General features: G+C 70.1%; 13 protein-coding genes. 5 read left to right on the forward strand and 8 right to left on the reverse strand.

Annotation, left to right across the window (positions count from 1 at the left end):
- Window positions 1–6 precede the first annotated feature (6 nt).
- From truB to ACWDTP_RS21120, 3 genes are read right to left on the reverse strand one after another with little or no spacing between them, the layout of a single operon-like run.
- Window positions 7–900 carry a tRNA pseudouridine(55) synthase TruB gene (gene truB / locus ACWDTP_RS21110; RefSeq protein ID WP_450023286.1) on the reverse strand — a complete coding sequence of 298 codons (894 nt, stop codon included), beginning with the start codon at window positions 898–900 and terminating at the stop codon, window positions 7–9.
- Entirely contained in the window at window positions 897–1,565 is a 669-nt protein-coding gene (pptT, locus tag ACWDTP_RS21115; protein ID WP_450023310.1) for a 4'-phosphopantetheinyl transferase PptT, read from the reverse strand. The genes truB and pptT overlap by 4 nt, the downstream gene beginning before the upstream one ends.
- Window positions 1,559–2,518 (reverse strand): metallophosphoesterase family protein, encoded by a 960-nt coding sequence (locus ACWDTP_RS21120; protein ID WP_450023288.1) that lies wholly within the window; start codon window positions 2,516–2,518, stop codon window positions 1,559–1,561. Before ACWDTP_RS21120 ends, pptT begins: the two co-directional genes overlap by 7 nt.
- 143 nt (window positions 2,519–2,661) lie before the next feature.
- Between ACWDTP_RS21120 and ACWDTP_RS21125 the strand changes: the two genes are divergently transcribed.
- Together ACWDTP_RS21125 and ACWDTP_RS21130 are read left to right on the forward strand one after the other, a co-directional pair.
- The gene (locus ACWDTP_RS21125; protein WP_450023290.1) at window positions 2,662–3,246 is read left to right on the forward strand and encodes a DUF3558 domain-containing protein; all 585 of its coding nucleotides are present in this window, start codon (window positions 2,662–2,664) and stop codon (window positions 3,244–3,246) included.
- A 40-nt stretch (window positions 3,247–3,286) separates the two neighbouring features.
- Window positions 3,287–4,930 carry a CocE/NonD family hydrolase gene (locus tag ACWDTP_RS21130; RefSeq protein ID WP_450023292.1) on the forward strand — a complete coding sequence of 548 codons (1,644 nt, stop codon included), beginning with the start codon at window positions 3,287–3,289 and terminating at the stop codon, window positions 4,928–4,930.
- On the opposite strand, the gene ACWDTP_RS21135 is transcribed toward ACWDTP_RS21130, so the two are convergent.
- Together ACWDTP_RS21135 and ACWDTP_RS21140 are read right to left on the reverse strand one after the other, a co-directional pair.
- Window positions 4,919–5,467: a DUF1802 family protein gene (locus ACWDTP_RS21135; RefSeq protein ID WP_450023294.1), complete on the reverse strand. Its 549-nt coding sequence runs from the start codon at window positions 5,465–5,467 to the stop codon at window positions 4,919–4,921. The two genes, ACWDTP_RS21130 and ACWDTP_RS21135, sit on opposite strands and share 12 nt — an antisense overlap.
- Window positions 5,464–5,733, reverse strand: coding sequence for a DUF2277 domain-containing protein (locus ACWDTP_RS21140; protein ID WP_450023296.1), 270 nt, complete (start codon window positions 5,731–5,733; stop codon window positions 5,464–5,466). Before ACWDTP_RS21140 ends, ACWDTP_RS21135 begins: the two co-directional genes overlap by 4 nt.
- A gap of 22 nt (window positions 5,734–5,755) precedes the next feature.
- Here ACWDTP_RS21140 and ACWDTP_RS21145 point away from each other — a divergent pair, with 22 nt between their 5' ends.
- Together ACWDTP_RS21145 and ACWDTP_RS21150 are read left to right on the forward strand one after the other, a co-directional pair.
- Complete coding sequence (locus tag ACWDTP_RS21145; protein WP_450023298.1) at window positions 5,756–6,508, forward strand: enoyl-CoA hydratase; 753 nt, start codon at window positions 5,756–5,758, stop codon at window positions 6,506–6,508.
- A gap of 187 nt (window positions 6,509–6,695) precedes the next feature.
- Window positions 6,696–7,535: an EamA family transporter gene (locus ACWDTP_RS21150; RefSeq protein ID WP_450023300.1), complete on the forward strand. Its 840-nt coding sequence runs from the start codon at window positions 6,696–6,698 to the stop codon at window positions 7,533–7,535.
- Here the strand turns inward: ACWDTP_RS21150 and ACWDTP_RS21155 are convergent.
- From ACWDTP_RS21155 to ACWDTP_RS21165, 3 genes are read right to left on the reverse strand one after another with little or no spacing between them, the layout of a single operon-like run.
- Window positions 7,522–8,361, reverse strand: a complete 840-nt coding sequence (locus ACWDTP_RS21155) for a sugar phosphate isomerase/epimerase family protein (protein ID WP_450023302.1) — start codon at window positions 8,359–8,361, stop codon at window positions 7,522–7,524. The two genes, ACWDTP_RS21150 and ACWDTP_RS21155, sit on opposite strands and share 14 nt — an antisense overlap.
- A complete protein-coding gene (locus ACWDTP_RS21160) occupies window positions 8,358–9,548 on the reverse strand; it encodes a dihydrodipicolinate synthase family protein (RefSeq protein ID WP_450023304.1) in 1,191 nt (396 codons plus the stop codon). Before ACWDTP_RS21160 ends, ACWDTP_RS21155 begins: the two co-directional genes overlap by 4 nt.
- Entirely contained in the window at window positions 9,545–10,711 is a 1,167-nt protein-coding gene (locus ACWDTP_RS21165; protein ID WP_450023306.1) for a Gfo/Idh/MocA family protein, read from the reverse strand. The genes ACWDTP_RS21160 and ACWDTP_RS21165 overlap by 4 nt, the downstream gene beginning before the upstream one ends.
- Before the next feature lie 171 nt (window positions 10,712–10,882).
- Here ACWDTP_RS21165 and ACWDTP_RS21170 point away from each other — a divergent pair, with 171 nt between their 5' ends.
- Window positions 10,883–11,923 (forward strand): LacI family DNA-binding transcriptional regulator, encoded by a 1,041-nt coding sequence (locus ACWDTP_RS21170; protein WP_450023308.1) that lies wholly within the window; start codon window positions 10,883–10,885, stop codon window positions 11,921–11,923.
- Window positions 11,924–12,184: the final 261 nt, after the last annotated feature.

Raw genomic sequence — 12,184 nt, forward strand, 5'->3', positions numbered from 1 at the left:
GTTCGGCTACAGCGTCGCGGGCCGCAGCACCACAACGTTCTTGGTGCGCGACGGGCCGTCCCGCAGCAGCGCGATGACGCGGCCGTCGGGCGCGGTCGCGGCGTACACGCCGTCGATCCCGGCGGGTGCCAGCGCCCGGCCGTGGCTGGTGTCCTCGGCTTCGGCCGCGGTCAGGTCGCGGCGGGCGAACCCGACCAGGCAGGCCTCGTCGAGCGAATAGCTCAGCCGTGCCGCGTCGGCGAGATCGTCGAGCGTGCGGGCCTCATCCAGTCCGTAGCGGCCGACCTTGGTGCGCCGCAACGCCGTCAGGTGCCCGCCGACCCCCAGCGCCGCGCCGACGTCGCGGGCCAGCGCCCGGATGTAGGTACCCGAGGAACAGTCGACCTCGACATCGACATCGGCGAACTCGTCCACCCGCCGGACGGCGAGCACGTCGAACCGGTCGATGCGTACCGGACGGGCGGCCAGTTCGACGGTATGACCTTCCCTGGCCAGCTGGTAGGCCCGCCGGCCGTCGACCTTGATCGCGCTCACCGCGGACGGCACCTGGGCGATCTCGCCGCGCAGGTCCGCGACCGCAGCCCCGATCTGGGCTTCGGTCACCGCGGCAGCCGAGACCGTTTGCAGCACTTCACCTTCGGCGTCCTCGGTCGAGGTGGTCCGGCCCAGCCGGATGGTCGCGGCATAGGACTTGTCGGTCGCGGTGAGCAGGCCGAGGATCTTCGTCGCCCGCTCGATGCCGATCACCAGCACTCCGGTCGCCATCGGATCCAGCGTGCCGGCGTGCCCGACCTTGCGGGTGCCGAACAGCCGCCGGCAGCGCCCCACCACGTCGTGGCTGGTCATGCCGGAGGGTTTGTCGACGATCACCAGGCCCGGGTCCGGAACCGGCCGGCTCACAGCACGATCGCCGTCAGGGTCAGACCGTCGCGCACCGACCAGCGGCCGTCCAGTGCGGTCAGCGGCGGGCCGTGCTCGGCCGCCGGGTCGATCAGGATCTGCGACCGGAAACTGCCCGTGGTGCCGGACCCGTCGACCTCGAACGTGATGTGGGCGTCCTCGAAACCCAGCCAACGGTGGGTCAGCGGATACCACGCCTTGTAGGTGGCCTCCTTGGCGCAGAACAGGATTCGATCCCAGTGCAGCCCGCCGGGCCGCGCGGTCAGCTCGGAGCGTTCGGCGGGGACGGTGATTGCGCCGAGCACCCCGTCGGGCAGCACATCGTGGGGTTCGGCGTCGATACCGATCGAGCGGACCGTACCGGTCCGGCCCACCACCGCACCGCGGAATCCCGTGCAGTGGGTCAGGCTCCCGACCACGCCTGCGGGCCAGCACGGTTCCCCTTTGTCGCCCTTGAGGATCGGGACCGGCCCGACCCCGATCACCTCGAGCGCCTGACGTGCGCAGTGGCGCACCGTGACGAACTCGTTGCGGCGCTTGGCCACCGAGCGGGCGATCAGCGGTTCCTCTTCGGGTAGCGGCGTCAGACCCGGCGGGTCGTCGTAGAGTTCGGCCGAGGCGACCGCGGCGGGCAGCACCTGGCCGAGCAGGGTTCCCGTCACGATCTGCGGGCCTTGATCCGGTCCTGCATCTGCTTGGCGCCCTCGCGCATCTCGGGGGTGATCTCGAAGTGGCCGCCGAACTCGTTGAGGTAGCCGGGCGCGTACCTGGGATCGGGCAGGATCTGGCGCAGCCAGCGGTAGGGCTTGCGGCGGCGCCACTCCCGCGGATAACCGACCGACACCTCCTCGAACCGCACGTCGTCGTACCAGGTGGTGCGCGGGATGTGCAGATGCCCGTACACCGAGCAGATCGCGTTGTAGCGGGTGTGCCAGTCCGCCGTCGCGGTGGTACCGCACCACAGCGAGAACTCTGGGTAGAACATCGCCTCACAGGGTTCGCGGACCATCGGGAAATGGTTGACCAGGATGGTGGGCGTCATCCAGTCGAGGTCCTCGAGCCGCTTGCGGGTGTGGCTGACCCGGTCCCGGCACCAGGCGTCGCGGGTGGCGTAGGGCTCACACGACAGCAGGAACTCGTCGGTGCCGACGATGTTGCGGTCCCTGGCGATGGCCAACCCCTCGGCCTTGGTCGAGGCGCCCTCCGGCAGGAATGTGTAGTCGTAGAGCAGGAACATCGGCACGATGGTCGCCGGGCCGCCCTGTTCGGTCCACACCGGGAACGGATGCTCCGGGGTGATCACACCCATCTGGTCGCACATGTCCACCAGGTAGTCGTAGCGGGCCCGGCCGAAGATCTGCATCGGGTCCTTGTTGGTGGTCCACAGTTCGTGGTTGCCCGGCACCCAGATGACCTTGGCGAACCGCTTGCGCAGCAGGTCGAGCGCCCAGCGGATCTCATCGGTGCGCTCCCCGACGTCACCCGCGACGATCAGCCAGTCCTCGGGTGAGGCCGGATACAGCGACTCCGTGACCGGCTTGTTGCCGGTGTGCCCGGTGTGCAGATCGCTGATCGCCCACAAAATCGGCTGTCGGTCCCTCGACTCTTGATCCACCACAACCGACCAGCCTAGCGGCGCGCCGTCCGGCCGACGGCCCGGCAACTAGAACATGTTCTCGTTTATGGTCGAGTCGGCGGGGGCCGACCGCTACACTCCCGGCAAGCCGGGGAACGATCGTCATCGACATGCGAGGGGGTTTCATGGCCGCCAGGCTTCGCCTGTTCTCGGCGCTGTGTGCGCTGGTTGCGGCAGTGGCAGTGGTGTGGCATACGGCGCCGGAGGGTGGTTCCGGCGCGGGCGCACCCCGGCTGGAAGCCACCGATCTGCCGATGACCAACGTGTCCACGACCATTAAATGGCCGGTGATCGAAACCACTGACCCGTCGCCCTTCGATCCGTGTCGCGACATCCCGTTCGACGCGATCCAGCGGATCGGCCTGGCCTACACCCCTCCGACGCCCGAGGACAGCCTGCGCTGCAAATACGACGCCGGGAACTACCAGATGGCGGTCGAGGCGTTCGTGTGGCGCACCTATGAGCAGACCATCCCGGCCGACGCCGTCGAACTCGATGTCGACGGTCACCGCGCCGCGCAGTACTGGATCATGAAGCCCACCGACTGGAACGACCGCTGGTGGACCACCTGCATGATCGCGTTCAAGACCAGCTACGGCGTCATCCAGCAGTCGCTGTTCTACTCGCCGATCCACTCCCCCGACCGGCCGGACTGCCTGGCGATCAACATGCAACGGGCCCACGAACTGGCGCCGTACTACAAGTTCTGAGTTCCGGTCCGGCGGTAGGCCGATCGGTACCCTCGGTGCGGTGACCCGAATCCGCAGAGCCACGGGCAGGGCCGTCAGCCGTGTGCTCGGTCTCCCACCACACCGCAACGACTTCACGGTGCACCACGGCGTGCGAGTTCCGATGCGCGACGGTGTCGAACTCGTGGCCGACCACTACGCACCCGAGACCGGCACCCCCGCAGGCACCCTGCTGGTGCGCGGACCCTACGGTCGCCGGTTCCCGTTCTCGGCCCTGTTCGCCGAGGTGTACGCGGCCCGCGGCTACCACGTGGTGCTGCAGAGCGTGCGCGGCACGTTCGGTTCGGGCGGCGAGTTCACGCCGATGGTGCACGAGTTGGCCGACGGCGCCGACACCGCCGCCTGGCTGCGGGACCAGCCGTGGTTCACCGGCGCGTTCGCCACCGTGGGCCTGTCCTATCTCGGCTTCACCCAGTGGGCGCTGCTGGCCGATCCGCCGCCGGAGATGAAGGCCGCGGTCATCACGGTTGGTCCGCACGATTTCAGCGAATCGGCGTGGGGCACCGGATCGTTCACCCTCAACGATTTCCTCGGCTGGAGCGCCATGGTGGCCCGCCAGGAGGAACCGGGCATGCTGGCCGCCCTCAAACGCGAGTTGCGGGCACCCGCCGAGGTGGCCCGCGCCGCCGAAGGTTTACCGGTCGGGGTGGCCGCCCGCGAGCTGCTCGGCAGCGGTGCGCCGTGGTTCGAATCCTGGTTGGAACACCCCGAACGCGATGACCCGTTCTGGGAGCTGCTGCGATTCGACCAGGCGCTCGAGCGGGTGGACGTACCGATTCTGCTGCTCAGCGGCTGGCAGGATCTGTTCCTCGACCAGACCCTCGACCAGTACGCCCGGTTGCACCGCCGCGGCGTGCCGGTCGCGCTCACCGTCGGCCCGTGGACGCACACCCAGCTGATGACGCGCGGCGCGTCGACGGTGATCACCGAATCGCTGGACTGGCTGGGCACTCATCTGGCCGGGCAGGCCGGCCCCACCCGCAGCCCGGTCCGGATCAACATCAACGGACACGGCTGGGTCGACCTGCCCGAATGGCCCCCGCAGATGCCCGAACGCGAGCTGTTCCTGCAGCCGGCCGGCGGGCTGACGGATACGGCTCCGGCGCCGACCGCGCCACCGTCCGCATTCACCTATCACCCGGCCCACCCGACCCCGACCGTCGGTGGCCGGCTGCTGTCCCGGGACGGCGGCTACCGCGACGATGCCAAGCTGGCCCGGCGCTCGGACGTGGCGACCTTCACCGGCGACCCGCTGCCGGCCGATCTGTACGTCGTCGGAACCCCGGTGGTGGAGTTGGCGCACAGCTGCGACAACCCCAACAACGACGTGTTCGTCCGGCTCAGCGAGGTGGACGCCAAGGGCCGGTCCCGCAACGTCAGCGACGCCTTCCTGCGGCGCACCGAACAGTCCGGGACGCTGCGGCTCGAATTGGACGCCGTCGCATACCGTTTCGCGGCGGGTTCGCGGATCCGGCTGGTGGTGGCGGGTGGATCGCACCCGCGGTTCGCGCGCAACCTCGGCACCGGGGAACCGCAGATCTCCGGGTCGCGGCTGGCGCGGGCCACCCACACCGTGCACCACGGCGAGGGCGGGGTGTCACGGCTGGTGTTACCCGCGGGCCCGCGCCCGCCGTCAGGCTACTGACCGGCGCACCCGCTCGGCGATGCCGGCCAGCGCCGCGTCGTCGTGTACCGGTGCGGCGCGGCGGCCCGCTGCCGGCAGGTCGAGCCAGCTCTTGCAGCCCGCGTAGGCGGGGGTCCGGTCCAGGGTGATCGGCGTGGTCAACGGGCTGACCTGCACCACCAGCACCGTCAGCCGGTGTCTGGGGCGGAAGTCGAGCCGGTCGGCCCGCACCGATTCGGCGGTCCAGATGTGCAGCGGCGCCAGCTCGTCGATCGCCTCGGGCCTGGCCACCTCGACGGCGGCCACGACCCTGGCTCCGGCGCGGATCGTCACCGCATCCTCGGTGCTGTCGGCCGCCGCGCGGCCCAGCAGGTCGGCGTGCTCGGGGCGGACCCGCTCGGCGTGGCTGTGCGCGACGGTCGGGAACAGCAGGAAGTCCTCGGCGTCCACGGTGAATCGTTTCTCGTGGATACCGCCTTTGCGCAGCAGCACGGTCTGGCGACCGTCCAGTAGCGCGTGCACGGCCGCGCTCCACTCCTTGAGCGCGGGCCGTGTCATTGCTTGGCGGCCAACCGGGCCCGCACCTCCGGACGGCGCAGCGGCGGCACCGTCTTCGGTGGTTGACGGCGGGGTGCCAGCCCATCCAGCAGCCGCGTCGTGATGGTGGTGACCTCGGCGACCGCGGTTTCGAATGCGTCGACGTTGGCCCCGGTGGGCCGGGTCAGCCCGCTGACCTTACGCACATACTGACGTGCGGCGGCCTCGATCTCTTCGTCGGTGGCGGCGGGCTCGAGCCCGCGCAACTCGGTGATGTTCCGGCACATGGCACCACGATAGGTTGATCCGATGACCGACGTCTTACTCATCGACACCACCGACCGGGTCCGCACCCTGACGCTGAACCGGCCGCAGTCCCGCAACGCCCTGTCGACCGAACTGCGGACCGCGTTCTACGGTGCGTTGCGGGCCGCGCAGGCCGACGACGAGGTCGACGTCGTGATCGTCACCGGTAGTGACCCGGTGTTCTGCGCCGGCCTGGACCTCAAAGAACTCGGCGACACCACCGATTTGCCCGACATCTCACCCAAGTGGCCCCCGATGACCAAACCGGTGATCGGGGCGATCAACGGCGCGGCGGTCACCGGCGGCCTGGAACTGGCCCTGTACTGCGACATCCTGATCGCCTCCGAGCAGGCCCGGTTCGCCGACACCCATGCCAGGGTCGGGCTGCTGCCGACCTGGGGCCTCAGCGTGCGGTTGCCGCAGAAGGTCGGCGTGGGCCTGGCCCGGCGGATGAGCCTGACCGGTGACTATCTGTCGGCCGCCGATGCGTTGCGCGCCGGGCTGGTCACCGAGGTGGTGGCCCACGACGAGCTGCTGCCCGCCGCGCGCCGGGTGGCGGCCTCGGTCGTCGGCAACAACCAGGCCGCCGTCCGGGCCCTGCTGGCCTCCTATCACCGCATCGACGACGCCCAGACCAGCGCCGGACTGTGGATCGAGGCGGCATCGGCCAAGGAGTGGATGGCCACCGCGACCGGTGACGACATCGCCGCCAACCGGGCCGCCGTGATGGACCGGGGCCGCTCCCAGGTGCGCTGACCCGCACGGGTAAGTTGGTCGGCGATCGCGCCTAGGGTTCCGCCGCTCGTCCGCCGGGTATCGACAATCAGGACGGGCCGGGTCTGGACCGAGCGGCGCCAGGACCTCGGTCCACAGCTGACGGGATAAAAGCCTGGAGGCTCCTTCGCCCGCGCCCCGCCACGGGGCCGACCCGAGGAGCCGTTTGGTGTCAGGTCCGGTCATGCTCGCGGTGCTGCTCGCCGCGCTGATGCACGCCATCTGGAATTCGTTGGCCCACGCCGTCTCCGACCGCCTGGTCGGGTTCGCCCTGATCGGTGTGGTCGATGCGGTCGGCGGCGCGGTCCTGGCCGCGGTGGGTGGTCTGCCGCCGGCTGGGGCCTGGCCGTTCATCATCGGCTCGGCCCTGGCCCACGTGGTCTACAACCTGTTGCTGCTGGCCAGTTATCAGCTCGGCGAGTTCAGCCAGATGTATCCGCTGGCGCGCGGCACCTCGCCGTGGCTGGTCGCGGTGATCTCGCTGGTGTTCCTCGGCCGCGAACTGCCGCTGACCGAGTTGATCGGCGTGCTGACCATCTCGGCCGGCCTGTTCGGCCTGGTGCTCGCGGGTGGGCGGCCGCGCCGCGAGGACCTCCCGGCGATCGCGGCCGCCCTGCTCACCGGGGTGATGATCGCCGGTTACACCGTGATCGACGGTGTCGGCGTGCAGCTTTCACCGCTGTTCGCCTACGCCGGGTGGATGTTCCTGCTGCAGGGGCCGCCGCTGGCGATCATCGCCGCGGTGCGCCGGGGCCCCCGACTGGCCGGTGCGGTGCGGGAGTGTGCCGCACCCGGCCTGGCCGGCGGAGCGATCTCGCTGGCCGCGTACACGATCGTGCTGGCGGCACAGACCACCGGCGCGCTCGCGCCGATCGCCGCGCTACGTGAGACCAGCATCGTGTTCGGCGCCTTGATCGGCGCGGTGTTCCTCGGTGAGCGTCTCGGCGTGCGGCGCGCCATCGCATCGGGCGTGGTTCTGGCCGGGGTGCTGCTGATCAGTCTGCCGTGAGCGCGGGCGCCACCAACTCCAGGTACCGCCGTTTCATGGTGTCGATGACGCGGTGACCGTCTGTCGCCCAGACCTTTTCGTTGAAGATCTCGACCTCGATGTCGCCCCGGTAGCCGGCGGCGTCCACCGATGCGGTGATCGCCGCGAAATCGATCACGCCGTCGCCCATCATGCCGCGCGACACCAGCGGGTCCGCGGCCATCGGCACCAGCCAGTCACAGATCTGGTACGCGCTGATCCGATCCTGCTCACCGGCTTCGAGGATGCTGGCCTCCAGATCGGGGTCCCACCACACGTGGAAGGTGTCGACGACGACGCCGACCGCCGCGGCCGGGTAGGGGGCGGCCAGTTCGAGGGCCTGGCCGAGGGTGGAGATCACGGCGCGGTCCGCGCAGAACATCGGGTGCAGCGGTTCCAATGCCAGCCGCACATCGTGATCGACGGCGTGGGGCACCAGTTCGGCCAGCCGGCTCGCCACCCGCCGCCGGGCCCCCGGCAGGTCGCGGTCCTCGACGCCGCCCACCACCAGCACCAGTTCGGTGGTCCCCAAGGTCGCGGCCTCCTCGATGGCGCGCCGGTTGTCCTCGAGCGCCGCGGCACCGTCGGCCCCGGTGAGAAAGCCGCCCCTGCACAGGCTGGAGACCCGAAGGCCGTTGTCGCGCACCAGCTTCGCCGCGGTGTCCAGGCCCACCTCGGCGACGCGGTCGCGCCACAGCCCGATGGCCGACAGCCCGGCCGAAGCCGTCGCCTCGACCGCCTCACGCAGGGTGAAGGACTTGGTGGTCATGGTGTTCAGCGACAACCGGCGGGCCGGATCGACACTCATGCGGACAGTCCGTTCAGCTCGAGGAACACCCGCATCCGCCGTGCCGCCAGTTCCGGATCGGCGAGCAGTCCGGCCGTATCGGCCAGCGCGAACAGTTCGGACAGATGCGCGACGGACCGTCCGCTCGACAGTCCGCCGACCATGGCGAAACCGGGCTGTCGGCCGTTGAGCCAGGACAGGAAGGCGATACCGGTCTTGTAGTAGTAGGTGGGTGCGGTGAAGATGTGGCGGCCCAGCGCCCGGGTGGATTCCAGGATCGCGGCGGCACCGTCGGCGTCGCCGTCGTCGAGGTCCTGCAGCGCCGTGGAGGCCGCCGGGTAGATCGCGGCGAAAACCCCCAGCAGCGCATCGGAATGCCCCAGCTCGTCGCCGATGATCAACTCCGGGTAGTTGAAGTCGTCGCCGGTGTAGAGGCGCACCCCGTCCGGCAGTGCCCGGCGCAACGCGATCTCGTGGGCCGCGTCGAGCAACGAGACCTTGACGCCGTCGACCTTGTCGGCGTTGGACCCGATCAGGTCGAGGAACACCGCTGTCGCGGAGTCGATCCGGTCCGAACCCCAGTAGCCGCGCAGGGCGGGATCGAACATCTCCCCGAGCCAGTGCAGGATGACCGGCTGATCCACCTCGGCCAGCACGGCGTTGTAGACGGTCAGGTAGTCGGCGGGTGACTGCGCGACCCGGGCCAGCGCCCGCGACGCCATCAGGATCACCTGGGCGCCCGCCTCGCGAATCACCGCGACCTGCTCACGGTAGGCGTCGATGATCGTCCGCAGTCCGCTCGCCCCCGGAGCGAGGTCCTCGGCCACCAGTTGATCGGTGCCCGCCCCGCAGGCCAGCCGGGCACCCACCGAGGCGGCCTCGGCGCCGCTGCGCCGGATCAGTTCCGCTGTCGCGGCCCAATCCAGTCCCATCCCGCGCTGGGCGGTGTCCATCGCCTCGGCCACCCCGAGTCCGTAGGACCACAGTTCGTGGCGGTAGGCCAGGGTGGCCTCCCAATCCAGGTCGGCGGGTGCGCCGGGAGTGTTGTCGGCCAGCGTCCGGGGCACCACATGCGCTGCGGCGTAGGCGATCCGCGAGCTGATCGGCCGCTGCGGCCTGCGCCATCGGCCCGGCTCACCGAGTTCGACGCGACGCAGTTCGCCGTGCAGGGGCAGGGTCAGCGCGACGCCGGTGTGGGTCGCGGTCACAGCACGATCTCCGGAACCTCGATACGACGGCCCTCGGCCGAACTGCGCAGCCCCAGCGCGGCGAGTTGGACGCCGCGGGCCGCCGAGAGCAGGCCGTAGCGGTGCGGGCGCCCGGCCAGCAGATCGCGCAGGTACTCCTCCCACTGCAGTTTGAACCCGTTGTCCAGGTCGGCGTTGTCGGGCACCTCGAGCCACTGGTCCCGGAACGGCTCGGTGGCCGGGAGGTCGGGATTCCACACCGGTTTCGGGGTGTGCGACCGGTGCTGGGCCACGCAGCGGCGCAGCCCGGCGACCGCCGACCCGTGGGTTCCGTCGACCTGGAATTCAACCAGCTCGTCGCGGTACACCCGGACCGCCCAGGACGAATTGATCTGGGCGACAACACCACCGGCCAGCTCGAACAGGCCGTAGGCGGCGTCGTCGGCGGTGGCCTCATACGGTTGGCCTGCCTCGTCCCAGCGGGTCGGGATATGGGTGACGGATTTGGCCGTCACGGCCTCGACCTTGCCGAGGATGCCTTCCATGACGTAGTTCCAGTGGCAGAACATGTCGACGGTGATCCCGCCGCCGTCCTCGGTGCGGTAGTTCCAGCTGGGCCGTTGCGCGGGCTGGCCGTCACCCTCGAACACCCAGTAGCCGAACTCGCCGCGCATCGACAGGATCCGGCCGAAGAAGCCCTCGTCCACCAGCCGGCGCAGCTTGACCAGCCCGGGCAGGTAGAGCTTGTCGTGCACCACCCCGGCGGTGATCCCGGCGTTCTGCGCGGCCCGGGCCAGTTCCACTGCCTCGGTGAGGGTTTCGGCGGTGGGCTTTTCGGTGTAGACGTGTTTGCCGGCCTTGATGGCGGCGGTAAGGGCTTCGACCCGGCGCGAGGTGACCTGCGCGTCAAAGTACACGTCGATGGTCGGGTCGGCGATCACCGAGGCGAGGTCGGTGGTCCAGTGCTCGATGCCGTGGGCGTCGGCCATCTCGGCCAGCTTGTCGGCATTGCGTCCGACCAGAACGGGTTCGACCGCCACCCTGGTGCCGTCGCCGAGGGCCAGGCCGGACTCGCGCAGCGGCAGGATGGACCGCAGCAGGTGCTGGCGGTACCCCATCCGGCCGGTGACGCCGTTCATGGCGATGCGCAGGGTGCGACGTGTCGTCGCGGTGTCTGGAGTCATCGGAAGATGCCTTATCTGATCGGCCGGTGAACACCGGCAGGCGCGGTCGATTGACCTGCATCGCCGGTGCCGCCAGGTCCAGGCGTCGGCGATGTCAGCACTTCGGAATGCGCTTTCCACGGTAAGCTCATGCGATGGTCCGGGTCAACCCCAACGACGGCGGGAGCGCATATGGCAGCGGTGAGACTGCAGGACGTGGCCGTCCGGGCCGGTGTGTCACTGGCGACGGCATCGCGCGTGCTCAACGGTTCGAGCCGGGTCCCCGGCGAGGGGGTGGCCGACCGCGTCCGGGCGGCCGCCCTCGAGCTCGGCTATGTCCCTAACGCGCAGGCCCAGGCCCTCGCCCGGGCCTCGACCGGGCTACTCGGCCTGATCGTCCACGACATCGCCGACCCGTACTTCTCCTCGATCGCGCGGGGTGTGCAGACCGCCGCGCGGACCGCCCACAAACAGGTGTTGCTGGCCAGCACCGACCGCGACTTCGACATCGAACGGGAATCCGTCAGCACCTTCATCGCCCACCGGGCCGACGCGATCGTGCTGGCCGGATCGCGCCAGAGCGGCGACCTCGACCGCGACCTCGAAGCCGAGTTCGGCCGGTACCGCGCGAACGGCGGCCGGGTGGTCGCGATCGGCCAGCCGCTGGCCTTCGGCGGTGCCGTCGAGCCCGAAAACCACTTCGCCTCGGCACAATTGGCCGATGCTCTGGTCGAGGAAGGGCACACCCACTTCGCGGTGATCGGCGGCCCCGGCAGCATCCGCACCGGGGTGGACCGGCGCAACGGCTTCGTCGAGGCGCTGGGCCGGCGCGGCCTCACGCCGCTGGTCGAGGTGTCGGGCGAGTTCACCCGCGACGGTGGCTACTCGGCGGCGCGGCGGTTGGCCGGCGCGCTGCAGATCACGCCGGGTACCCGGGCCGAACCGGTGTGCGTATTCGCCGTGACCGACGTCATGGCGATCGGCGCCATCGCGGCGTGGCGCGACCTGGGCCTTTCGGTGCCCGAGGACATCGGGGTGGCGGGTTTCGACGACATCCCCACGCTGCGCGACTACACCCCGAGCCTGAGCACCGTGGCACTCCCCCTCGAAGCTATCGGCGCGCGCGCCGTCGAGCTGGCACTGCGCACCGATACCGACTGCGATGACCTGCGGGAACGCGTCGCCGGCCAGGTGGTGCTGCGGGACAGCACGCGCCTGGTCGGCGCGGGTTGAGCCGGTTTCGGCGGCCGCGACGTTGACAGTGTGCGCTGAGTCACGTTATCGTCGGATCGCTTCGGAAAGCGCATTCCCAATCGGGTTTCCACACCCGTGACACTGCGACCTTTAGGACTCATCCCATGGCGGTATCCGCTTCGGCCGGGGTTCCGGAGGGGCGCACACCGGCCGATCCTGCCGCTGGACCCCGAGTACCCGGCGGACCGGCTCGCGTACATGGTCTCCGACGCCGCACCGGCCCTGGTGATCGACGGGCCC

Source organism: Mycobacterium sp. NPDC003449 (assembly GCF_053588415.1).